General features: G+C 34.2%; 23 protein-coding genes and 1 pseudogene. 3 read left to right on the forward strand and 21 right to left on the reverse strand.

All coding sequences use genetic code 11. The features are described from left to right. Positions 1–248: 248 nt before the first annotated feature. Complete coding sequence (locus ACRHNM_RS12290; protein ID WP_431136955.1) at positions 249–3,497, forward strand: SNF2-related protein; 3,249 nt, start codon at positions 249–251, stop codon at positions 3,495–3,497. A gap of 396 nt (positions 3,498–3,893) precedes the next feature. On the opposite strand, the gene ACRHNM_RS12295 is transcribed toward ACRHNM_RS12290, so the two are convergent. From ACRHNM_RS12295 to ACRHNM_RS12325, 7 genes are all read right to left on the reverse strand, one after another. Next, positions 3,894–4,979, reverse strand: coding sequence for a Fic family protein (locus ACRHNM_RS12295; protein ID WP_431136956.1), 1,086 nt, complete (start codon positions 4,977–4,979; stop codon positions 3,894–3,896). Between the two features lie 939 nt (positions 4,980–5,918). Next, the gene (locus ACRHNM_RS12300; RefSeq protein ID WP_431136957.1) at positions 5,919–6,497 is read right to left on the reverse strand and encodes a TetR/AcrR family transcriptional regulator; all 579 of its coding nucleotides are present in this window, start codon (positions 6,495–6,497) and stop codon (positions 5,919–5,921) included. Between the two features lie 39 nt (positions 6,498–6,536). Further along, positions 6,537–6,950 (reverse strand): DoxX family protein, encoded by a 414-nt coding sequence (locus ACRHNM_RS12305; protein WP_431136958.1) that lies wholly within the window; start codon positions 6,948–6,950, stop codon positions 6,537–6,539. 20 nt (positions 6,951–6,970) lie between these two features. Then, positions 6,971–7,852 (reverse strand): 4,5-DOPA dioxygenase extradiol, encoded by an 882-nt coding sequence (gene ygiD, locus ACRHNM_RS12310; protein WP_431136959.1) that lies wholly within the window; start codon positions 7,850–7,852, stop codon positions 6,971–6,973. 11 nt (positions 7,853–7,863) lie between these two features. Continuing rightward, positions 7,864–8,394, reverse strand: a complete 531-nt coding sequence (locus ACRHNM_RS12315) for a YceI family protein (protein ID WP_431136960.1) — start codon at positions 8,392–8,394, stop codon at positions 7,864–7,866. A gap of 150 nt (positions 8,395–8,544) precedes the next feature. Next, positions 8,545–9,390 carry an SDR family oxidoreductase gene (locus ACRHNM_RS12320; protein WP_431136961.1) on the reverse strand — a complete coding sequence of 282 codons (846 nt, stop codon included), beginning with the start codon at positions 9,388–9,390 and terminating at the stop codon, positions 8,545–8,547. Positions 9,391–9,603: 213 nt separating this feature from the next. Next, positions 9,604–10,374, reverse strand: a complete 771-nt coding sequence (locus ACRHNM_RS12325) for an SDR family NAD(P)-dependent oxidoreductase (RefSeq protein ID WP_431136962.1) — start codon at positions 10,372–10,374, stop codon at positions 9,604–9,606. A 253-nt stretch (positions 10,375–10,627) separates the two neighbouring features. On the opposite strand from ACRHNM_RS12325, the gene ACRHNM_RS12330 reads away from it, so the two are divergent. Further along, positions 10,628–10,774, forward strand: a complete 147-nt coding sequence (locus ACRHNM_RS12330; protein ID WP_431136963.1) for a hypothetical protein — start codon at positions 10,628–10,630, stop codon at positions 10,772–10,774. A gap of 207 nt (positions 10,775–10,981) precedes the next feature. Here the strand turns inward: ACRHNM_RS12330 and ACRHNM_RS12335 are convergent, their stop codons facing one another. From ACRHNM_RS12335 to ACRHNM_RS12400, 14 genes and pseudogenes are all read right to left on the reverse strand, one after another. Beyond that, a complete protein-coding gene (locus ACRHNM_RS12335) occupies positions 10,982–12,382 on the reverse strand; it encodes an efflux transporter outer membrane subunit (RefSeq protein ID WP_431136964.1) in 1,401 nt (466 codons plus the stop codon). A gap of 5 nt (positions 12,383–12,387) precedes the next feature. Then, on the reverse strand, positions 12,388–15,522 hold the full coding sequence (locus tag ACRHNM_RS12340; RefSeq protein WP_431136965.1) for an efflux RND transporter permease subunit: 3,135 nt from the start codon (positions 15,520–15,522) through the stop codon (positions 12,388–12,390). Positions 15,523–15,541: 19 nt separating this feature from the next. After that, positions 15,542–16,666, reverse strand: a complete 1,125-nt coding sequence (locus ACRHNM_RS12345) for an efflux RND transporter periplasmic adaptor subunit (RefSeq protein WP_283635484.1) — start codon at positions 16,664–16,666, stop codon at positions 15,542–15,544. A gap of 13 nt (positions 16,667–16,679) precedes the next feature. Beyond that, on the reverse strand, positions 16,680–17,168 hold the full coding sequence (locus ACRHNM_RS12350; RefSeq protein WP_283635483.1) for a GbsR/MarR family transcriptional regulator: 489 nt from the start codon (positions 17,166–17,168) through the stop codon (positions 16,680–16,682). Positions 17,169–17,316: 148 nt separating this feature from the next. Next, positions 17,317–18,087, reverse strand: a complete 771-nt coding sequence (locus ACRHNM_RS12355) for an SDR family NAD(P)-dependent oxidoreductase (protein WP_431136966.1) — start codon at positions 18,085–18,087, stop codon at positions 17,317–17,319. 422 nt (positions 18,088–18,509) lie between these two features. Continuing rightward, entirely contained in the window at positions 18,510–18,905 is a 396-nt protein-coding gene (locus ACRHNM_RS12360) for a hypothetical protein (RefSeq protein WP_431137064.1), read from the reverse strand. Positions 18,906–19,047: 142 nt separating this feature from the next. Then, positions 19,048–19,620, reverse strand: a complete 573-nt coding sequence (locus ACRHNM_RS12365) for a DUF417 family protein (protein WP_431136967.1) — start codon at positions 19,618–19,620, stop codon at positions 19,048–19,050. Positions 19,621–19,667: 47 nt separating this feature from the next. Next, on the reverse strand, positions 19,668–19,976 hold the full coding sequence (locus ACRHNM_RS12370; protein ID WP_431136968.1) for a phosphoribosylpyrophosphate synthetase: 309 nt from the start codon (positions 19,974–19,976) through the stop codon (positions 19,668–19,670). Between the two features lie 193 nt (positions 19,977–20,169). After that, positions 20,170–21,090, reverse strand: coding sequence for a DsbA family protein (locus tag ACRHNM_RS12375; RefSeq protein WP_431136969.1), 921 nt, complete (start codon positions 21,088–21,090; stop codon positions 20,170–20,172). Between the two features lie 48 nt (positions 21,091–21,138). Next, entirely contained in the window at positions 21,139–21,342 is a 204-nt protein-coding gene (locus ACRHNM_RS12380) for a hypothetical protein (RefSeq protein WP_431136970.1), read from the reverse strand. 43 nt (positions 21,343–21,385) lie between these two features. Then, positions 21,386–21,955 (reverse strand): YceI family protein, encoded by a 570-nt coding sequence (locus ACRHNM_RS12385; protein WP_431136971.1) that lies wholly within the window; start codon positions 21,953–21,955, stop codon positions 21,386–21,388. A 97-nt stretch (positions 21,956–22,052) separates the two neighbouring features. Continuing rightward, positions 22,053–22,880, reverse strand: coding sequence for a helix-turn-helix domain-containing protein (locus ACRHNM_RS12390; protein WP_431136972.1), 828 nt, complete (start codon positions 22,878–22,880; stop codon positions 22,053–22,055). A 357-nt stretch (positions 22,881–23,237) separates the two neighbouring features. Beyond that, positions 23,238–23,483, reverse strand: a complete 246-nt coding sequence (locus ACRHNM_RS12395) for a hypothetical protein (protein WP_431136973.1) — start codon at positions 23,481–23,483, stop codon at positions 23,238–23,240. 129 nt (positions 23,484–23,612) lie between these two features. Then, positions 23,613–23,788 (reverse strand): annotated as a pseudogene (locus ACRHNM_RS12400) (DNA starvation/stationary phase protection protein); the annotation flags it as partial. Between the two features lie 853 nt (positions 23,789–24,641). On the opposite strand from ACRHNM_RS12400, the gene ACRHNM_RS12405 reads away from it, so the two are divergent. Further along, the gene (locus ACRHNM_RS12405; RefSeq protein WP_431136974.1) at positions 24,642–25,100 is read left to right on the forward strand and encodes an RNA methyltransferase; all 459 of its coding nucleotides are present in this window, start codon (positions 24,642–24,644) and stop codon (positions 25,098–25,100) included. Positions 25,101–25,308 lie beyond the last annotated feature (208 nt).

Below are 25,308 nucleotides of genomic sequence, written 5' to 3' on the forward strand. Positions count from 1 at the left end.
TATTAGTTTAATAATACTAGGATCTGTAATAACTTAATATAATTTCGTTAATACAAAAGCGTCTTCAAATTATCTGCTTAATAATTTGATTGAGTACAATTGTACAATTTGGAACAACTTAATCCATCTTGAAAACATTTTAATTCGCTTTAATACGTATTGAAAACATATAAAAGTGAATTAACAATGTTTCGAATTGTTTTAATACGCGGGTTTTCTTGTCGGTTTGTTGTAAATTGGGCTCTGATATGACTGAAAATCAACATACTGGGCAGTATTTACTCGACTTTGGTAAAGAGGCGATTACACCATTTGAATTATGGCCAAAGCAGGAACATTTTCCTCTCAACTTAAAAACGTATAACAGAACCGTTCAAGAAACCCTGCAAGACGATATAGAGTTTTGCAAAGAGCTCATTATTTTAACAGGTTTTACATCGCTTTCCCATCTTATTGATACTTTCGGAAATAAAGAACATGAGAATTTAAAAGACATTAAGATTGTTCTTGGCTTTGAGCCCAATCCAATGGGAAGAAAACGTTATCATGTGTGGCCACTTGAAAGGGAGATAAGAGAGTATTGGTTAAAGAAAGGTTTGTCAATTCTTTCTGGAGGAAGTGTGATTAACCTCATTGAAAAAATTAAAAACAAATCGGTTCATATTAGGTTTTATGATAAACTTCATGCAAAAATTTATGCAAGTGATAGGATGGCCATGCTTGGCTCATCTAATTTCAGTAAAAATGGCTTAACTATTCAAACTGAAGCTAATATGAGAGTGTTGGCTGATGTAAATTTGGACAAGTATAATGATATTAAACTAATTGCAAATAACTACTTTGATAAGGCAAAAGATTACGATAAGATTATTGAGCTTTTACAGGATTTAATAAAAGAGGTCGATTGGAAAGATGCTTTGGCGAGGGCCATGGTAGAAGTTTTGGAAGGTGAGTGGCTCGATGAGTATAAATTGCTCATGTCTAAATTGGAGAACACTAAGCTTTGGCCAACCCAATGGCGAGGATTGGCACAAGCTATTTCAATTTTACAGGAAAATTCGAATGTATTAATTGCGGATCCAACAGGAGCAGGTAAAACAAAACTCTGTTCAACTATTATTTTAGCACTGAAAAATTGGCTTTGGGAAACGGGTAGAAGAGATAAGGATAATTCATTGATTGTGTGTCCGCCATTAGTAGTCAAAAAGTGGAAAAATGAGTTTATGAACCTTTCCACAATCACTAATAACCAAACATCCTCTGGTATACTAAGTAATGCCAAAAAACAAAAGTTAGAGGAAGCCCTTAATGAGTTAAAGCTCGCTAATATTTTAGCGATTGATGAAGCACACAATTATCTCAATCTCTCCACAAAACGGAGTGACGCAATCAGGAAAAATAGTGCTGATTTTAAAATTTTGATTACAGCCACGCCAATAAATAAGAAAATCAATGATCTATTGAAAATCGTGGAACTATTGGATGTCGATAATTTAGATGATAATAGTTTTAAAGCGTATTCGGAGTTAAAGGGTAAACCAAACTTAGAGAACGAGGCTAATATTGAGATGCTCAGAAGTTTTGTCAGTAAGTTTACGGTCAGACGTACTAAATATGCCATCAATAGACAGATTGATAAGGAGCCTAAGAAGTATATAAATACCCTTGGAGCTGAATGTCGTTTTCCCAATCAAATAGCTAAAACATACAAGACGAAAGAAACTGAATCAGATATACGAATCGTCTTAAAGATAAATGATCTATGTCAGAAATTGAAAGGACTGACATATTTAAAAAGAATAAACAAACCAAAATTCGATCTTGATGAGGATCATAAGCAAGGCTATTTGAACAATCGGATTCATGCTGCTCAAAAACTGTCCATTTATATGATTCGCTCTAGGCTTCGCTCTTCAAAAGTTGCTTTGTTAGAGCATATCATAGGACTGGATGAGGTACTTCAGTTAGAGAATTTTCATTGTCCTAAAAATCAACAAAATAAAATTAAGTTATCAGAAATCAATAAGTTAATAACCTTTAATAAAGTTCCTGCAATAAGCAGAATTTTTAAAGATTGCGAAAAGCCTTTATGGTTGACGGATTTAACAGAGTACTTAAACGCATGTGAAGAGGAATATAAAATCTATATGGAAATTGCTGATTTGACAAAAACACTATCTAATAGTCGAGCTCTAGGTAAGGTTGAAACATTAGTTGATCAAATGAATAGTCATAAAAAAATAATTGCATTTGATAGTTCTGTGGTAACATTAAATTATTTCAAACATTTGATTAAGAAAAATCATCCGAAAATCAATGTTCTAGCTGCTACAGGGTCAAATAAAAAGGATAGTGAAGATGTGTTGAAGAAATTTCATTTAACCTCACACGACAAAGAAAGCATAATAGCGCTGTGCTCTGATAAAATGTCAGAGGGTGTAGATTTGCAGTTGGCTTCTTCAGTAACTCTGTTGGATTTGCCGAGCGTCATAAGAATTGTGGAGCAACGCTTTGGAAGAGTAGATCGAATGGATACTTTGCACAAATCAATAGACATGTATTGGCCCATTGATTCAGAGGTTTATTCATTAAAAGGAGATAAAAGATTACTTAAACTAAATGATATTATTTCAACAATGTGGGGTGCGAATTTTCAACCACCACAAGAATTAAAGCATAGGCATTTTGAAAATGTAGAAAGTATTGATGATATTATTGAAGAATTTGAGAGCTACCTTTCTGAAGATAGCTCTTGGGAAGGGATACATGATAGTTTTCAACCAATAATGGATTTGAAAGAAGGGGATAAGCAGTTGATTTCAGAAGAGGAATATGAACAATACAAAGGGGTAAAGAACACTGTAAAAACGAAAGTTAGCTTTTTAAAGACAGAATCTGAATGGTGCTTTTTTGCAACAAGAGGAGATGGGAATAAAAGTCCTAAATGGTATTTTATCAAACCAAATTCTGAAAAAGGAATTTATACAGAGTTTCCTGAAATATGCGATCAGCTTAGAAGTCATATTTCAAAGAAAAGTAGTTCAGTGAAATGGAATGACAAGTATCTTAGAAAGTATCTAAGAATCCTTCAAAATAAAGAAATAGACCTACTTCCAGTAAAGAAACAAAGGGCTTTGAAAGTTGCAGAAATTATTTTAAGAGCAAAACTAAAGGATAGAACACTTGACTATAAATACAAGTTAAAAGTTAGAGAACTTCTGAATTTGTTTCACCCAAGAAAAAAAGATGTTGACTTTGAGGCATATGCAAAAATTTGGATAGACATTCTACAACCCCACCTAGAAGAAAAAAGAAATCGATATAAATCCTCACGTTATGTTTATAATTTAAATTCTTTAACAACAAAGGCAGAAATAAATAGGATCCAGATTTCTTATGAAAGACTTCAATTAATTTTGGAAGATCTACCTGTAAATGATAACATAGATCATAAAATTGCAGCTTGTATTGTTGGGGTTCCTGACGAAAAATTCTAGCTAGTTGTATAAAAAATTAACTCAGATTTACTTTTGTCAATATCTAAAATAATTGTCCCGTATCTGTACCATTTTTATTGAAGAGCATATAAATAAGAGAGAATTACTTTATTTACCACTTTATGTTTCGCTATTGTTTCACCAAGTCTTTTTGATGGAAGATAAAAGCCAATAAAACAAGGTGGTTTTGTAAATAAGTTCAAACCTGCTAGAAAATATCAGTTGCTTTTTATTTTTGTAGTTTTAACTGGTATTATGTGAATATGCGCTTTGCCAGCGTTCGCAATGGAACTTCAAAGAAAATGATGTTACACTATTCAACTGTATAAAACCATCGTTAAGACAAATTATTCCTTACTTCAATTGTATGTTGCTTCATTTTGTTAACCAAGTAAATTATAAGGCCTCTAACACAGCCATTAACCTATGGTTGAGGTATAGTTTTTCTTTACCAACCTTTTCAGAAACTAAAAACCCGGCTTTTTCTAATTCCATCAAATAATTACCTACTGTTTTTGGTGTGCCTAATTTGGCATCAATTAAAAATTGTCGTTTAGCGTAAGGCAATCTAAATAGTATTTCAACTAATTCTTTGGTATATACTTTTGGTAAGGTCTCTCTAATTTCTTTAGTCATTTGTTCCATTAAATCAGTAACATCTTTTAAACGTTGTAGTCCTTTGTTTGCAGTATATTCTACCATTTCAAGCATATAGAGTATCCACCCTTCCCAATTGTTATTTTCGGTTACTTCACGTAGTTTAGTATAGTAATCTGCTTTATTTTTAATGATATATTCACTTAAATAAATAGCAGGTGTATCTAACAATTTTTCAAGTTTTAGGTAGAGTAACAACAAAATACGTCCTGTTCTACCATTGCCATCACTAAAAGGGTGTATGGCTTCAAATTGATAGTGCATTAATGCCATTTTAATTAATGGATCTGCAGCATCTTCACCATTTATAAAGGTTTCAAGATTAGCCATTTTTTCTCTTATAACAGCTTCACCTGTTGGTGGTGTATATATAGTTTCACCATTAGCATTTTTTAAAGCGGTTCCTGGTGTTGTTCTAATACCTGCGGTATTTTTTTTAATACTTTGTACAATTTCAACACATAAGTTTGTACTTATAAATGGGCGTGTTTCTATTTCTTGTAAGCCATTCCAAAGTGCTTCTTTATAGCTTATAACTTCTTTTGTTGCTGGATTATCAAACTTTTTGTCTGCTACTAAAGATTTATACAAATCATCATTAGTAGTTATGATATTCTCTATTTCAGAACTTGCCTTAGCCTCTTGTAAATGAATGGTGTCTAAAAATAAGGTTGGGTTTGGCAAATTGGTAAGCATGCCATTAAGTTGTGCTAAAGCTCTGCTGGCATCAATTGTCTTGCGTAACACTTTAGTAGTTTCTAAAGTTGTTTTAGGTGGTAATAGAGGTAGGCTATTATATGGTGTGTTTCTATTAAATTTTGCCATTTTAAACAGAGGTAAATATTACTTGTGTTGTCTTAACGAGGGTAAATATACTAAAAAATTACCTTTGTTATAATAATAGGTGTAACTTTTACTCCCGTTATATACATAAGAATAGAATCAAAAAGATCTTAACTTATAAATTCTTGAAAATATTTTATTATCTCTACTTTAGGTAATGAAAAATTGACGTTTGGCTATTGTTTCACCAAGCCTTTTGGATAGGTTATGAAATCCTGTTAAATATTGTGATTTCGTATATAGGTTTAAACCCTGTCGCGACTAACTTCTTATTATTTATTCAATCTAGAAACTTAGTTTAATGAAACACCTGATTTTTACAAAGTTCAATAAGAAACTAAACTGTATTTATTCATATAACAATTGCCCCGTATTTGTAACATTTTTCTTGAAAAGCCTATGAATAGGAGAGAAGAACTTTAGGTATCCTTTAATCCTGAAACTTTCAACTATGTTCACGGAACAACCTTTTTATGCCAGCTTATAAGGGTAGCAAGATTAACTTCAACTAATAATGGTTAATAATTAGCGGGAAATAACTCACTTCCTATTATTTGTTAATGTGTTGATATTATTGGCTTTAATAATTTTTATCTTCTCTTTCTTGACTATATTTATTGTTTGTTATCTGGTTCAAGGATAAGATTAACGAAATGACAGGACTTATTGTCCCACTTTGCACCATAAGGCTACATAAATTACCATTATCGAGAAGTAATTTATACAGCAACTTACAACAAAATGAATATATTGCAACTTAGAAAGTTTACCAAAACAATTTAATCGGTAAGATTTTTTAGGTTTGACTACCAAACAAAACATTCCACATAAAACGGCAGAAGGCTACATCACCAAATTTGTAGAAGCAGGATTAATACATAGAGAAAAAAAAGGGGTATATATAAATCAGTAAACTTTAAATCACCTTTTCTTTTGCGCTTTATTAATAATACCCTTCAAGCTTACACCAATAGAGTTGTCAAGTATGTCCCTTGTACTATAATCAGTAGGCAAAGCATTATAGGTTATAATTTTATCTAAGCTCATAAGATGAAATTCACAGAATAATTCGGTATGTATAGATTTGCTAATTTTACCTTTTAATTGTCCTTCATCCAAAAAATCCTTAATAATTCCAAAAATTATTTTTCTACGATTCAGGTCATAAATCTTATAGCTATCAGAATAATATTTTTTTAAATCGAAATGAAAAACAGGTGTAACTTTCATTAAATAATTTAAAGCATATTCATAAATCTTCTCAATCTTTTCGATTGAGGTATTATTGTTGCCTATAATCTTATGTATAGTTTTAAAATGTAATTCAAAAAGAAATTGAATGACCTTATTTACTAATTCTTTTTTCCCGTCAAAATGTATATACAATGTTTTTTTTGAGATACCCATTGCTTCAGAAATATCATCCATTGTAACCTGTTTTATCCCATAAGTTTCAAATAATTCTAGTGACTTAACTAATATTTTATTTTTAAGTTTCATAAGGGTTAAATCTTAAATATGGTTAGAAAATAATTAATATTATTTATCTACTCTATAATTTCTCAAAACAGAATCAAAAGAAAATTTTCCACTACCGAGCAAAAACAAAGTCAAATAAACTATAAGGTAAAGTATTCCTAATTCTTGTTTTGCAAAAGGGTCATCACCATGTATGATAAGCACAGCTGTTAACATAGTTACTATCAAAGGTATTGCCGCATACCTTGTTAGTAGGCCTACTAAAAGTAAGATGGAACATACAACTTCTGCAAATACAGCTAAAGCCAATGAAAGTGTTGGGCTCATGCCCATAACGCCTGGAAACTGTATATCTCCAGAAATCAACATTTGTAGTTTTGGAATGCCATGACCCAGCATCAATAATCCAATCCCAACTCTTAATACCAATAAAGTGATATTTACTTTACGTGATTTAATTTCAATAGTATTCATAATTAATAAGTTTTGTTTTTTTAACCTATTTTCACGGATGTCATTGTAAGTGCTCCACCAACAGGTTTATCGTTAAATAATTCTATAGTTTCATTTTCTTCTTTTAATGCCAATGTATATAACAGGGGCATATAATGTTCTGGTGTTGGAATCGCTAAATCAAAGGCCTTCCCTTGTGATTTATAGTCTATAAGACTTTGATGGTCTCCATTTAATATAAAATTTTTCATCTTTTCATTCGCTTCAATAGTCCAACTAAAAGCAAATTCTTCATTCAGCCTGTTCCATTCCACTTTACGTAGGTTATGAACCATATTTCCACTTCCTATAATCAAAACCCCCTTATGACGAAGACTATTAATTTCTTTTGCCAATTCATAATGGTATTTGGCGGGCTTCGTATAATCAATACTCATTTGTATAACAGGAATGTCTGCATTAGGATATAAATGTTTTATAACACTCCAAGCACCATGGTCAAGTCCCCATTTATCGTCAAATCCCACTTCTGTGCTATTAATGATGTGTTTCGTTTCTTTTGCCAATTCCGGACTTCCAGGGGCAGGATACTGAACATCAAACAGAGCTTGAGGAAAGCCCCCAAAATCGTGAATAGTTCTTGGGTTTTGCATGGCGGTAACATACGTACCGTTAGTTTCCCAATGAGCCGAAATACAGAGTATGGCATTTGGTCTTATCAGCTCTTTACCTAATTGTCTAAACCTCGCCACAAATTCGTTTTCTTCAATAGCATTCATTGGGCTTCCATGACCCAAGAATAGTACAGGCATTTTTCCTGTACTACTCATTGTAGAGGTCATTTTATTTAAATCTTTTAAATTCATACTGAAACCTATTAATGGCAATAGCGCCATGGATTTGATAAATTGTTTTCTATCCATTTCATAAATAATTATGAAACTTGTTTAACAAATTGAACTTCTGCGTTAATCTTAATGTCATTTCCAACCATAACACCTCCAGCTTCTAAAGCTGCATTCCAGTTTAATCCAAAATCTTTTCGGTTAAGTTTCCCATCAATGGAAAAACCTGCTTTTTCATTGCCATAAGGGTCTTTCATGTATCCACCAAATTCCGCATCTAATTCTATTTCTTTGGTAGTTCCTTTAATGGTTAAGTCACCAATCAATTTGAATTTGTTGTCATCAACTTTTTTTAGTGATTTACTCACAAATGTGATTTCTGGATATTGCTCAACCTCAAAAAAGTCAGGACTTTTTAAATGTGCATCCCTATCATCATTATTAGTAGAGATTGAACCAGTATCAATGGTCGCATTAAAATTGGAAGACCTAAAATCTTCACCGTCAATTGAGGCATCAAAAGTTTTAAATGCTCCTTTTACGTTAGAAATCATAAGGTGTTTTACCTTAAAAGTTAGTTCGCTGTGTGCTGGGTCCAATACCCATTTTGTTGTTTTCATAATGTTTATTTTTTAAATGTTATAGTACAAAATTAACTAACGATTAAGGGTTTTACATTACACTATTAGGTAGATGAGTTGTAAAATTTGGAAATCTATAATTTAAAAATTTAATCAAGTTTCATGACTGATTAAAAAACTATAACAAACTTAAGCCAATGCTTGCTTCACTGCCTGATGTAATTGGGTAGTAGGTCTCTTTATGAGTTTAGATAATATCTGGTCTTGATTATACAAATCGTTTTTAGAGGCGCTGTAATCTAAACTGGCAAAAGCTTTGGCAATTCCTTGAGGTAAACCAACTTGCTGTAACTTTTCAGCATATTCTTTCTCTGGGAGGTTCACAAATTCGATGCTTTTACTGGTTTGTTTTCGCACTTCGGCAGCTAGGTCTTGCATAGTATAGGTTTGGTCGCCAGCCAATTCGTAGGTTTTTCCGGTGTGAGCATCATTGGTGATGACTTCGGCAATAGCCTCGGCATAGTCTTCACGAGTAGCTGATGAAATTTTCCCATTGCCAGCACTCCCAATAATAACACCTTGCTCCACAGCTTGTTTTAATCCAGCCGTATAATTTTCGGTATACCAACCGTTACGCAAAATGGTGTAGGGTATGTCAGACTCCATGAGCATACGTTCTGTTGCCAAGTGTTCAGGCGCCAATATCATTGACGAGGTGTCGGCATGAAGTAAACTGGTATAGGCAATTTTCTTTACCTGGGCTTGTTTAGCAGCCTTAATCACATTGTAATGTTGGGCTTCTCGTTTACCTATTTCGCTTCCTGAAATAAATACCAAATGGTCTATACCCTCTAACGCTTGGGGTAAGGTGTTAGGTTGGTCATAATCAAAGGTTCTGGCTTCTATTCCTAAAGATGCTGCCTTTTCTGGGTTTCTAACCAAAGCTACTAATTCAGCTTCAATCTTTTTCTCTTTTAATTTCTGAACTACAAGTTGCCCTAATTGGCCAGTAGCTCCTGTTATTGCTATTTTCATAACTTACTTTTTTATATATTAATTACTTATATGTTTTTAATTTTTTATTCGATTGTTTTTTAAATGAAAGGGTCGCAAACCATCCAACAGTATACCATCAATCAAAGAATGTGGATGGCTTTTTTAAAGAATGTAAGGGTTAAACACCAATCAAACTATGAAAACCACAATACCTTACAACTTAAAATTTAGTTGCGACCCTATTGTTATCTATTAAGCATTCATACCTCCATCAATGACTTGTGTTGTTCCAGTAATAAATTTGCTTTCATCACTTGCCAAAAATTGAACGAGTTGTGCAATTTCAATTGGGTCTGCGTATCTACCCAATGGAATCGAATTTTCAAAAGCTTTCTTCATTCCAGCAGCATCGTCAGGGCTATAGCCTGCTTCTAGCGAGCGCATCATTCTATTATCAACAGGTGATGGGTTTATGGTATTTACACGAATTTTACGTGGAGCCACCTCTATTGCAAGGTTCCTCATCATACCCACAACGGCATGTTTACTTGCAATATATGCGGTGACATTGGGACTGCCTGCAATTCCTGCAACCGAGGCAGTAAGGATAACACTTCCACCATCATTCATCTTTGGCAAAACATACTTATTGCCCAGAAAAACACCTTTCACGTTTACTGCAATCACTTTGTCAAATATATCCTCTGGATAATCTATGGTTGGCTTCACTACACCTTCAATGCCTGCATTGTTGAAGAATATATCTATGGTACCAAATGCATTGACGGCTTCTGCCACATACCGTTTCACATCTTCTGACTTGGTAACATCGGCTGCAGCATATTTAATGTTTTTACTTCCTAAATCATCTGCTACCTTTTTTAGTGAGTCTTCATCGAGGTCTACCAAAAACACTTTTGCTCCATTGTCCAAAAATAGTTTTGCTGTGGTTTTTCCTATACTACCAGCACCACCAGTTATGATGGCCACTTTATCCGCTAATCTTTTTACAGCTTTTTCCATAATGTATATATTTTATGTTAATACTTATTAATGAAACAAAGTTCGCTATTAAGATAGTGTTGTAACTTACACTTTTAGGCAGAAAGGTTGTAATATTGGGAAAATAAACGAACTCACAGTATAAAAACTAATCAATAAGTCCTTTGTAGAATGACTCAATAGAAATCAAGGATAAATAATCGTATAGGAAAACAAAATCATAAAGAGCACCGTGCCATAGTTAAGGTTGGTTTTGCCTTTATTCAATGATAACATGACTGTAAAAAAAGATAAGGCAAGTAATACCATAGATTTTTTGTCAATACCAAGTACTAATGCAATGTCCAATCACACACATAAATTGGTTACCGTAGGAATACTTAATCCTATACTGGCTATGGCAGATCCTAAAGAAAGTTGATACTGCTTTGGAATCAACTGCCCATCAATTCCAAAGCCAACCAAGTATTCGAGGTATACACAGGCAACCTGAAAGCATTAAAAAGCACCGCAATTTCGTATTAAACAACTGGCTAAAGATACCAAGTGTCAGACAGCATTATTGGATGTGCTTAAAAAATTGTGGCTACTAGTACAGCTTCCAGGTTTAAAATTTTACAACCTACTATTATTTCCATCCACCGCCAAGGGCTTCATACAAATTTACCACACTTAATAACTGATTCAGTTTGTTATTAATCATATTTAGTTCAGCACTCAAGGCACTTTGTCTAGCAGTTAACAAATCTAAATAATTGGCATAACCGTTTTTAAGCAACTCTTCTGAATTGGATTCAGCATTGCGTAATGCTTCAACCTCTTTTTCTCTAAATTCAAATTTTTCAGACTCGGCATTAAAATCAAATAACGCATTAGATACTTCGTTGCCCGCTGTAAGTAATGTTTTCTTAAAGTTTAAAAAGGCTTGTTCCTGTTGTGCTTTTGCCACTTCGTGTTGAGTTTTTATGGCACGCTTGTTAAAAACAGGTTGTGTTAAACCACCAATAATATTGGCAAAAAGAGAGTTAGCACTTAAGAGTTCATCTAATTCCAAACTTTGAAATCCACCGCTAGCTGTTAGCGTTAAAGAAGGGTAGAATTGACTTCGTGTCACATTAGTCATTTCAAAAGCATTAATTAGGCCATATTCTGCTGCCATAACATCAGGTCTATTACGCAACAATGTTGCTGGCACGCCCAACTTGATTTCTGAATCCAAGGATTGGGTATTTAAATCCTCGCGTTCAATAGCTTGAAAAGGTCTTCCTAACAACAAATTTAGGGTGTTTTCGGTTTTAAAAATAGCCGCTTCCAAATCCACTTTTAGAGCTTTGGCATTGTTATATTGCGCAATGTTTTGGTCTACTGCAACTTGTGTAACTTGCCCAGCATCTTTTAATGCTTTAATAGTATAAACACTGCTATCCCTTGTCGCTATGGTTTTTTCTGTAATTTCTAATTGGGCATCTAAAGCCACCAACTGATAATAAGTTGATGCTATAGCCGAAACCAATTGCGTCTTCACTGCTTGATGAGCAGCCACACTTTGTAAATAACTTGCTTCGCCAGCACGTTTGGTGCTACGAATTTTTCCCCAAATATCAGCTTCCCAAGATAGATTTCCAGTTATTTCATACTGCTGTAAGCTTCCATTGAAAAATGATCCAAACTGGCTGTTTTTTGACAGTTCTTGATGTGTCATTTGTGCAGTAGCACTCAAACTTGGCAAATAACCAGCTTTTCCTTGCTTCATATAAGCTTCTGCAGCGGCCATTTGTTGTAAGGCCACACGAATGTCAAGATTATTTTGAAGCCCCTCTTCGATATATTGTTTCAAATAAGCGTCTGTAAACAGGTCTTTCCAAGATACATCAGCCATAGACAAACTATCTTGTGGTAAGTTGTCTGTACGGTATAGGTGCTCTGTTTCTTCTATTTCAGGTCGAGAATATTCCTTCGCCACAAAGCAGCTTTGCAAAGTGGTAGCCATTATCACTACCACTAAGGTTTTATTTATAATAGAACTCATACGCTTTAAGATTTTTTAGTTTCAACATCAGGTTTACTTGATACTTTTTCTTGTAACCATTGGAATAGGATAAACAAAATTGGTATGACAAATACCCCTAGTACGGTTCCTATCAACATTCCGCCAGCAGCTCCGGTACCAATAGAATTGTTCCCTTCAGCTCCAACACCTTTGGCCAATACCAATGGCATCAATCCTGAAATAAAGGCAAAAGAAGTCATCAAAATTGGACGCAAACGTGCTTTGGCTCCATTAATGGAAGCATCGACCAAACTTTCGCCATGACGACGTCGTTGAACGGCAAATTCCACAATAAGAATGGCATTTTTAGCCAACAGACCCACTAACATGATGAGCGCAATCTGGAAATAAATGTTGTTTTCCAAGCCCATCATTTTGGTGGAAAAGAAGGCCCCAAACACGCCCAATGGTAATGAAAAAATCACAGCTAATGGCAACAGATAACTTTCATACTGTGCTGCCAATAAGAAATACACAAACACAATTACCAATAAGAAAATGATAACAGTTTGGTTTCCAGCTTTGACCTCTTCACGAGACAACCCAGAAAAGGCCACTTCATAATTGCTAGGTAGGTTTTTTATTTCTTCTTGTACTATGGCAATAGCATCTCCCGTACTAAACCCAGGGTTTGAAGCACCAGTGATATTTGCTGAATTATATAGGTTGAAACGTGTTACAGATTGTGGACCGTACACACGTTTTAAATCGACAAATTGTGTTATTGGTGCCATTTCCCCACTACCGGTTTTTATATATAATTGGTTTAAGGAATTGACATCGGTCCGATCTTCAGGTTGTGCTTGAACATAAACACGGTATTGCTTCCCAAAGCGCGTAAAATCTGCAGCATAAATACCGCCTATATAACCTTGAAGGGTTGAGAGAATACTGCTTACTGAAACACCATATCTTTTGGCCAACGGAACATCAATATCCAATTCGTATTGTGGGTATTTTGTATTGAATGATGATTGCCCATATTGTATTTCGGGATGCTTCATAATGTTACCAATAAACTGCTGCGTGGCCGCATCTAAATCTTCAAAGCTCTTACCCGATTTATCCATTAAGTTCACTTCGAAACCACCTGAAAGACCAAAACCAGGAATACTTGGTGGCGCAAAGAATATGATATTGGCATCCGGAATGGTTGCAGCAATTCCAAATAACTTTCCTATGATGGCCTGGGAAGATTCGTCTTCGTTTTTTCGTTCATCCCAATTTTTTAGTTTTATAAACCCAAGACCATAGTTGCTACCAGCACCGCCTATTAAACTTCTACCACTAACTATAGTTGCAGATTCCACACCCTGAATTTGTTTGGCTTTCTCATAAATCTCTTTGTTTACCAAATTAGTCCGATCTATTGAAGCACCTGCAGGCAATTCAACATTTAAGAATACAATTCCTCTATCTTCTTCAGGAACAAAACCTGTTGGTGTGGTACTCGCAGCCCACCAAATTCCTACTCCAGAAATCACAAGCAATGCACCAGTTATCCATTTGTTTTTGTACAAAAACGCTAATGATTTCCCATAACGTTCTGTAGCAGCGTTAAATCCAGCGTTGAATTTATCGAAAAACTTCTGCATGAAACTTTTGTTACTGTGCTCTTGCTCGTCGTGACCTTTTAAAAACAACGCACAAAGTGCCGGACTCAAGGTTAAGGCATTCACAGCCGAAATTAAAATTGCTACAATTAAGGTAATCCCAAATTGCTCATAAAAAACTCCCGATGGCCCTTGAATAAAGGTTACAGGAACAAAAACTGCAGCCATGACTAATGTAATGGATATAATTGCTCCTGAAATTTCATGCATTGCATCTAGGGTCGCCTTTTTCGCACTATTAGCTCCTTGGTCAATTTTAGCATGTACCGCCTCAACCACTACAATGGCATCATCTACCACAATACCAATGGCCAATACCAAGGCAAACAGCGTTAATAGATTAATGGAATACCCAAATAAATTCAGAAAGAATAATGTCCCCACAATAGCTACCGGAACGGCAATGGCAGGAATTAAAGTTGAACGAAGATCCTGAAGGAAAATGAATACTACAAGGAATACTAATAAAAAAGCTTCTATCAAGGTAACCTTTACTTTGTCCATTGATGCCGATAGGAACTCGTTGGTATCGTAATTTATTTCATATTCAACACCAGTAGGAAAATCTTTTGACAAACGGTTTAGCTCCAGCTTAATATTTTCTATTATTTCCTGTGCATTGGATCCTGCCGTTTGGAATATACCTATATTGACACTGGGATTGCCATCTGTGAAACCATAAACATTATAGCCTTGTGCGTCCAGTTCAATGGAAGCTACATCATTTAACCGCAAATACTCTCCATGATCAAGTGCTTTTATTATAATGTTAGAATATTGTTCTTCAGTTTTGTAACGACCACCATACTTGATGTTATACGAAAATGCTTGTCCATCATTTTGTCCTAAAGAACCTGCAGAAGCTTCTAAACTTTGCTCTCGTAATGCTGCCGTAATATCTGAAGGCACAAGACCATATGCTGCTAATTTTTCAGGTTTTAGCCAAATACGCATTGTATAATCACCGCTACCAAATACCATGACATCTCCTACACCATTTATACGCTGTATACTAGGGATAACATTAATTTTCAGGTAATTTTGTACAAATGTTGCGTCGTAATCTTCATTTTCTGTATATACGGACATAAACATTAATGCCGAAGTTTGTCGTTTTTGTGTAACAACACCTGTCTGAATTACTGTTTGAGGTAATAATGCATTTGCTCTCGCCACACGATTCTGCACGTTTACTGACGCAATATCTGGATCCGTTTCTTGATCAAAGTACACCGTAATACTGGCAGAACCATCATTAGAGGCTGTTGAAGTTATATAAGTCATCCCTTCTACGCCGTTTATTTGTTCTTCAATGGGAATGATGACACTTTCCATAACGGTTTCGGCACTGGCCCCAGGGTAGTTAGCGTTTACTTGAATGGTAGGGGGTGCAATATCTGGGTATTGTTCAACAGGTAATGCTGAATAGCCCAAAATACCCAAAATGACAATGATGATGGAGATTACAGTTGAAAGTACAGGTCTCTCTATGAATGTTCTTAACATAGTTTATCGCTCTAAAAGATTATTGAAATAATGGTTTTATAGGCTTAACAATACTATCGAAAGCTACTTTCTGTGGTTGTATTGGCATACCGTTTCTCAATTTGCCTATGCCTTTAACCACGAATAAATCGCCTGCCTTCACACCAGAACTTACAATGTAAAACACTTCGGTTTTAGCTTTTATGGTGATTAAAGTTGATGTTACCAAATTATCGTTACCAACGGTATAAACATAAGTTTGTCCTTGCTGTTCGTAAGTAGCCGATTGTGGTACTATTAAAGCATTTTCGTAAACCGTAGGAATCCTAATTGTTCCACTGTTTCCATTGGTTAGTAAAAAATCGGGATTATCAAAAACCGCTCTAAAACTCACTGTCCCCATAGTGGCATCAATTTGCCCAGTTACGGTTTCAATAGTTCCTTTTTGTTGGTAAGTTTCTCCGTTGGCCAATACCAATTCTACTTTTGGGAAATTATCAATTTTATCTTGAAGTGTTTTGCCTTCGGTTTGCTGAAGAAAATCCAAATAGTTGGCCTCATTCATTGAGAAATAAGCAAACACCCTTTCAATACTGGTAACGGTAGTTAATGGTTTTGCGCTGGTAGCACTTACCAACGAACCCTCACGATACGGAATAGCCCCAACAAAACCATCTACAGGACTAGTTACAGTAGCATATCCAATATTGGCAACCACACTGTTGTATGTGCTTTTTGCCTGTGCCAGATTTGCTTTGGCGGTTTCTAATTGCACTTCGCTTATGATGTTTTTTTCAACTAAAGGTTTTAGTTTATCTACTTCAACTTGAGCCACGTTAACACGAGCTTTAGCCGCTTCGGCATCTTGACTCAACGTTTGGGTTTCCAGTTTAAAAAGCGCTTGGCCTTTTTTGACTTTTTGACCTTCGTCTACAAATACTTTTTGAATATAGCCGGATACCTTGGCTCGTACCTCACTATTAATTATACCTTCAATAGCTGTTGGGTAGGTCGTGTAAGCCGTTACGCTTTTCTGCGAAACTTCAGTTACGGCCAATGATAAGGCTTGCTGTTGCGGTGCTTGTTGTTGCTCTTGCTTACAACTGGAAATAAGTAATGCAAGTCCTCCAAGTATAGCAAAACTGTATATATGTAATCGTTTCATTATTATAAATTGATTAGTGTTTATTATTTATTATGGTTTCTTTTAATTTATTTATGGATGTTATCGCACCGTCTAAAAAATAGATAAAACTGTCGTGAAAACCGAGTTCGAATTTGTTTTCATCTTCTAAAGCTTTGTTCTCCTCTTCTTTGTAAGATTTAATTTCCTTATGCAATTCTCTTTCGCTTTTCCACTCTTCAACCATAGTACTGATACTTTGAAGCATCGTGTCGCTATTGATAATGAAGTACTTTTTTCTATCTCCTGTTTTAGTGAAGTAGCTCAACTTTTTTAAATCTTGTAAATGATTTAAGTGAGTTGAAATAGTACTCTTACTAGCACAAAGATTTGATACCAAATCTTCGAAGGTCGTGCCTTGTTTCCCGGTTAAAATGATATAAGAAAAAATACGGGCGGCCACAGGAGCCATCTGCTCTTTTTTCTCAAAGAAAATACCTAGTTTCTCAACCAATTCCGACTTCCTTTTTTCTGTTTTTTTCATAGTCGTTTAAATTTTACGAAGCAAAAATACATTTAGTTCGGAATAAACCGAACTAAATGAAGTTAAAAATTGTTAAAAAAATATCCTTTAAACCATTTACCAAGCAGTATTCAAGCTATATTAATGTTGTATACTTTCGGGAATAAATTTATAGTGCTGTTAGCCCTCCGTCAATTATTAATTCCGATCCAGTCATAAAAGAAGATTCGTCCGAAGCAAGGAACAATACACCATAAGCAATTTCATGATATTCAGCTCCTCTCCCCATTGGAGTTATTGATAGAGCACCCTTTTCAAAATCGGAAGCGCCTTTCATGTCTTTTGTCATTGGTGTGGCAACATATCCAGGATGTACAGAGTTAACACGTATATTATCTTTCGCCAATTCTACTGCCGCTCCTTTAGTATAAATTCTAGAACCACCTTTAGAAGCGGTATAAGCTGTACCATTAGAAGACCCTGTAATACCACCAACAGATGAAATATTAATAATTGAACCACCTCCAATTTGTTTCATGTACGGTACAACTGTTTTAACTCCAAGAAATTGACCTAAAAGATTAATATCTATAACTTTTTTAAACTCTTCTGTGGTTCGCTCCTCAAGGACACCCATAACATTTCCTAGAATACCGGCATTGTTTACGAGTATGTCAATCTTACCGAAAGATTTTTTCGCTATTTCGGCAACCTTTTTCCAATCTTCTTCTAATGAAACATCATGCACTACATATTCTACATGGCCATCTTCCCTTCTTATATCGTTAGCAACTTTTTGTAATTTTTCTTCCTGAATATCAGTTATAATTACCTTTGCTCCAGCTTTTGCAAATAATTTTGCTTCGGCTTCACCCATACCACCGGCTGCACCAGTTATAATGGCCACTTTATTTTCTAATCGTCTTACAACTTTTTCCATAATGTATATATTTTATGTTAATATGTTGATACAAAGATAATTGCCATATCAGCGTCCCTATTACAGTTTTAGGAAGTTGAATTATAGATTTAGGAAATCATAGTTTTCTTTCTTTATGATTTAATATTTGGATTACTCTTAATGACTCTTTTTTAACTTTCAAAGTAAAAGCGGTCTGTTTCCCAAGCTATACAAATATCTTATCTCCTAATAGGATAATGATATAGGCGATAATTAATTTCAGTGCTATTGATAGTCTTGGTACTTGTTTTTCCTCTGTGGTTTTCATGACTTATTTATTTTATTGTTTATAGAATAAAGGTCGTGATTTAGAAAGCCTAAGTGTTTACACTTATTGGAAGAAATATTGTAATTTTCAGAAAAAGCTGTGTTTAATTAAAACTTAAGCTTGTTAAGCTTAACTAATCATATTGCATTACAACTTTGAAGAAATAAGGATAAATAATCGTATAGATATAAGCAAAGAGAATCATAACGAGCACGGTGCCATAGTTAAGGTTGGTTTTGCCTTTATTCAATGAAAGCATGACTGTAAACAAAGAAAGGGCGAGTAATACCATGGATTTTTTATCAATACCAAGTACCAATGGGATATCCAACCAAATACATAAAAAGGCTGCCGTAGGGGTACTTAACCCTATACTGGCTATGGCAGATCCTAAAGAAAGGTTGATACTGCTTTGAAATCTATTCTTTGAAGCGGCTCTAATGGCCGAAATACCTTCAGGAAGAAGAATTATAAAAGAAATGACAACTCCTACCAAGGCTTTTGGCGAACCAGTAAAAAACACCAGCACTTCCAATTAAACCTGTCATTGCAAGAATCAATGTCAGGATTGGAGCAACATAAGTCCAGTTAAAAAATTTTTTCACATAGTTGTTGTTTCATTTGGACAAATTTAGTTTTCCAAACATATTAAATGACAATTTCTAAATAATTCATTTTAAAGATAATATTTTTTTTGCACTATCAGACGCTATGATTAAACCAGCGCCCATCATAATAACATCCTTTAAAACCAATCTGCCTGCCCCTGATAGATAGGGGAAGCCATAATGTGGTGTTGGAAAATCACCTCCCAAATTAGGAACAAATACCTCTGGCGTGGTAATTAAAAATGAAAGGGTAACCAAAGACATTACAAAGGTTAATAAACCTCCAATTAATCCAATTTTAGCATACCATATTCCTAATAAAGTAAGTAGTCCAATTACAATAATCATTGCGCCTAATCCATAAGAGAAAATATAAGTCCTGTTTTCCTTATGCCAGTCAATGTTTTTTTGTACAGTTTTACCTTCCGGGTTTTTGTACATGTTATATTCAGGTGTCTCCTTGCTATAAAAGAAACTCATTAGTGGGCTGTTGGCAACAAATGGCACAATGCCGTCTGCCTCATATTGAAATGCTTTTAAACCTCCAATCCAAACCATAACTACAAATATGGAAAAACGTGTTAGATTGATAAATAGTGATTGACTTTTTGCTAAAATTGAAATTATTGTATTCATTAAACTTTTATTTTTTTTGCGTAGGTGTATAAATCGACTAATATTGACTAATTGAAGTGCTTATCAAGCTTCGAAACCAGTTCAGCTGAAGTTGTATCAGCATAAATCCCATAAGCATTTATCAATAGACCTTTAGCATCGTTTATGATTGACGAAATAGCATATAAAATGTTCTCATTGTCTACATCAGACATTTCTTGAAAACGATGTACTTCATCAATTTCAAATTCATCAGGTTTAATTTTCAAATGGTTTGCCATGCTCTCAACACTATCATTTTTTAGATTGAAATTGAAAGTATAGCCTCTTCGTGTTAAATCGTTTATGGCTTCTGTTAAGGTTGTATATACTTTCATGGTATCTATTATTATCAATTAATTTTGTTCTAAAAACAGTTATCAGATAAATGAGCGTTTGTAATCTCAACGGGATCTATAAATTGAACGGGTATAACACATAATCCTGTGTTTACATTGCAGTAATCTGGGTATTTAATATATCTAGGTTTCATTGTTTATGCTTTCTATTTTTAAGTAATAAATTTCATGTTCACAGACTATACAAATTACCATTTTTGGTTACTGTTTTTTTTAGTTGGTTGTTACTGCTCAACGATTCAAGAGTTTGTTTCGCTATAAGAATGTTGATATATGACAATTCCGCATATTCCTTTACCGTAAGTGACTGATAGTGGACTATCAAATTTTCCCACGATTTGTTATATGGCTTTTTCTTGCTTATGGGCAATAACTTCTTAATAGCCAACTCATAATCTGCATAAGGTTTTGCACCATATACAATTTGGTCGTTTCCTTCTTCATTTATAAATAGGATGGTAGGGAAACCACGAATACCTAATTGTCGACCAAGTTCCAAATCCTCTAAAAAATCTTGTTCTGCGTTTCCGTTTAGATAATCTTCTTTTAATTGATTCACATCCAATTGTGCATCAACAGCCGCCATGACCATGTTTTCCCATTTGGTGATATTCTTCTTTTCAACAAACAACAGTTCGCGCAGTCGTCGTAAAAATACGAGCGCCTTTTGGTCGTCCTGCAACTGTGCAGATTTAAAGGCTATAGAGGGCGGATAGGAAGAATGCAGAGGGTCCTCCAACCAAATGTCCCCGTCTATGGGCATTTGCAAGTAATAGCTGACATCATCCCAGTGCTGTGCAACATCTTCTGGCTTACTAATGCCACCACCGTTATAATTCCAGTCGGGTAATAAACCACCCATTCTATATTCAAAGTGAAGTAAATGGCCATACTCTAGCTTTAACTTTCTCAATTGGGGCTCTATGCCCCAGCAGCTTGAACAGATAGGGTCAGTATAATAAATTACCCGAATTGGTTTCTCACTTTTTTCTATTGTAACAGCACCTTGGGCATCTGTCCCATCATTGGTGGATAGTTCACAAATACCTGTTTCTGGGTCACAAATCATTGGGTTTCTCATATCAGCATTCATAGTGTTCTTCTTTTAATTAAAAATATTTTTATAGACCTTGTTCTTATGTTATTTATCCGGATATAGCTTGGATTTGATAAAACTCCTTTCTATAATACCTGTTAGCAACAAGGATGCAGCTAATAGAAGTAAGAAGTAAAATGGAAATCCCACCAATTCTCCTTTTAATACTATTAGAGTTAGAATAGCAGCAATCCAATATCTAACATAAACATCTTGCTTACTTATTTTTTGTGTTTTAAAATTTTTCATGATTTCTAAATTTTAACTGTTGATACTTCAGTTGGTAATAATCTTACTGTTTGGCAAACTGTAAGTGAACAATAATGTTCACATCTTTTCCAATGCCTGCTGCTGTAGGGTCGTAATTAATGTTGTAATCAAACCTATTTATCGTTGTCTTGGCTTTCAAACCCAACTTTTCACCTTGTTCGCTTTTGGCTATGCCACCATAATAAACATCAAAAACAACAGCTTTGGTAACATCTTTTATAGTCAAAGTACCATAAAGTAGATAATGGTCTGGTTTGCCAGTTGCTAAAATTTGCGAACTTTTAAAAGTCATGGTTGGGTACTTTTCTACTTCAAAAAAATCGGCACTCCTTAAATGCTTATCTCTTTGGTCTACATTGGTATTAATACTGGTGGTTTGTACCGTAAAATTAAAGGCAGCACCTGTTAGAGCGTCTCCTGTGGTAGATAAAGTTCCAGTATAGTCCATAAATTTTCCATTTACCAAACTAATTCCCGAATGTTTAATATTAAAATTCAAAGATGAGTGGTAAGGATCTACCTTCCATTGGTTCTGTGCAAATGCACCAGCAGTAAATAAGGTCAGTACTGCTAAAATCATTAATTTTTTCATAATCAAATAAATTTAAAGGATTAATAACTATTTGACTACAAAATTAAGTGAGAAGCAATAAGTCCTAATTACACTTTTCGGTAGATGGATTATAGTTTTAGGAAGTAAGCATAGTTTTCATCTCGTCCCTAAACTCACCTGGTGTTTGTCCAGATTTCTTTTTGAAAACATTAGAAAAGTAAGAGTTTTCATTATAACCCAATTCATAGGCTATTTCTGCAACGGTTTTGTCTGTGGAAGCTAATAGATTTTTCGCCTCAATTAACTTTCTGGTTTCAATGATTTCAGATACACTTTGCTGCAGGATATTTTGGCAAATCAAATTGAGATTCCGGGTACTCATAAACAGCTTTTCTGCGTAGAAACCAACACTTAAAGGACGGCGAAAATTTTCTTCTAAAATAGATAGAAAATTAGTGAACGTTTCATTTTGGTTGGTTGATACATCTGCACTTTGTTGCTGTTGTTTCTCTGACAGTACAATCGATATCACAGCATTAAGCAAATGTCTAATAATGGAAAAATCTGGGCTTGGTTGCGTTAATTCGTTATACATCATTTCAGTCAAAACCGGAAGACGTCCCGTAAGCCTTTCAACTGGCCAAAAAATATTAGCATTGTTATGAAAAGCGGAGTAGAGCTGAAAGATTATTTCAGCCGCAAATTCACTGTGGAACCTTATAACCCAAACATCGCACTTGCCGTCTTTTAAAATGGGTTTTACTCTATGAATCTTCCTTTTGCTTACAAAACAAACGTAAGGAGCGGGAATAATCGTGGTCTCAAAATCAATAAAATGTTCTATAGACCCATCCATACCTATAAGGATTTCTTCAAAATCATGAGTATGAGGCTGATGTATTGATGAAGCTACTTTTTGGGCATCTTTTATACCAAATCTAAATATTTTTACGGGCTGATCCATTAGAGAATATAATAAAAACTAATTTACAAATTTTAAACTATTTATACATTTACAATTCATCAAAGAAAGAATCTATTTCCATAATTGATCAAGTAGACAGAACAATAGGGACTCAAATTGTTGAAATACCAACGAACTATACTTGAGATACTGTAGAGCTATCTACGGCATTTATTACTGCCGATGGTAGCCAAGTTTGTATAAAAGAAAACGTGATAGCAATGAATCTCTTACGGTTTGAAATGCAAAGTCAAAGGGTGTTTTATTACTATCAATAATTATGACTTTGCATACAGAAACAAGGTTTGGGGAACCTTACTCACAACAAAAATATTATCATAATTTTATGTACTCACCCTATTGGTGTACTGTTAAAACGGTGTTGCTGTTTAATTCTTTTAATGTTGAAATCACTTTCGGTTTTACAACACTAATTTTTCTAAACAAGTCGGGTTTGTTATCTACTACGCAAATGATTTCGTCATTGTGAGTGGAAGCATAATCTTTTAATTTACAAGCTGGTTTTAAAAATTTTAAGTTTATTGTTTTACCTGAATACTTCTTGAGATAGTCTAACAAAACTTCTAAATTATTTGTCACCATGTCTGAGAGTGTTTCCTTCTCTTTTAAGACCAATATGCCAATTTGGGTGTCGGAGTTTTCCAATACCTTGATAAGTGGTACTGCTTCTAACGTTAGAATTCGTTCTGTGATTTCGTCAATTTTAACTTAGGCATCTTTGTGTAATTCCTCAAACTTATCGTGTAACTCAAAACCTCTTTTCCTTTTATATTCCAGTGAGGCCCTCTTAGGTTTTGGTAGAAAATTTTAAAATCTGCTAATAAAACATTGAGCTCTACAGCTAGTTTTTCTGCTTTAATACGATCTGATTCTACTAAGTTTTTCATGTATTAAAGTTTATATTGATTAAAATATTACTTGCTCCTCATGAGTTTTTTTACGAATCAATAATAAATTTTTGAAACGAATTGTCTACATTAGCCACCTCTTCGTTAATCCATTTATATAATCAATATTATATATGCAATGGCTATGACCAATGATTGAGATCATATAAAAAAGATGATTAACAAGCACATTGTTAGTTGTTTATGAAGCTTGGGACAATAAAATGCTGTAGTTTAAAATACGGTAATAATTACTCATTTTCTAATTATGCCAGTCTTATAAATTTTTAAATAGTAAAACTTTATTCTATTTAGATTTTAATTGTACCACATTGGTATTCAAACTATTGAAAGCGTCATATATAATAATAAACGACTTTCTGTATCAGCAAATAACAACAACTAATAGAAGTTTTATTACAATTTTTATACATTTGTATTTGGTAATGAAAAATTGACGTTTCACCATTGTTTCACCAAGTTTTTTTAAACGTGTGAAAAGCCCTTTAAATATAGTGGTATGGGAGTTAGGTTTAAACCCTCTCGAGTGGAATTAATTTTACGATTCAAAATATGCTAAATGGAAAATTACAGGATTTTATCATGATAATGAGAACAAGTAATTATTTAAAATAAGGCTTAAAATCTTAACTATAAAACAAAACTCATGTATTAATTAAATATAAAGGTTTAATTGTGGAGTTGGAAAGATTCAAACTCTAATTAAAATCATTTATGTAAGCCAGATATATCATCAAATTTCTCTAATTCACTAATAAGTTGGTTCGATATTTTTTCTGTACGCTCTACTAAAAACCTCTTGAGAAATCAAGAGGTTTTCTATTTTTGTATAATGAATGATAATTTCAAAAATGAATTCTTCGGAATAGGGATTCAAAACGGAAAAACACCAGAAAATTTAGGAGTGCTTTGGCGTACAGCACAAAATCTTGGAGCTAGTTTTATTTTTACCATAGGAAATCGATACGCAAAACAAGCCTGTGATACACACAATGCTGTAAAATCAATACCTTATTTTCACTACGAAACCTTTGAGGATTTCTTTAATAATTTACCTAAAGGGACACGATTAGTTGGTGTAGAATTAACAGAAAACGCTGAAGATTTAGAAACCTTTCATCATCCCAGACGTTGCGTATATTTGCTTGGAGCAGAAGATCATGGATTATCCAATCAGGCCATTGAAAAAAGTCATTTTTTAGTTAAATTCAAATCACAATTAAGTCTAAATGTATCTGTTGCAGGAAGTATTGTCATGTATGATCGAGGGATAGATAAACCAAGGTCGTAAATATTTACAGATGCGTCTGAAAAACAACTTAGTTTTGTAGTTATTAAACCCAAATATTTGCTATTAATCGAATAAGTTCAGGGTTATGAATTATTCGGTAACGTATTGAGTGAATTTTCCTATCTTTATTTTTTAGTCGTTTTTCGAATTATTAAAATATAAAGTAACATTCCCAGATTTACATTTTGTTTGATAACCTCTTTTTAGA

Source organism: Psychroserpens mesophilus, assembly GCF_050617655.1.
Lineage (GTDB): Bacteria > Bacteroidota > Bacteroidia > Flavobacteriales > Flavobacteriaceae > Psychroserpens > Psychroserpens mesophilus_A.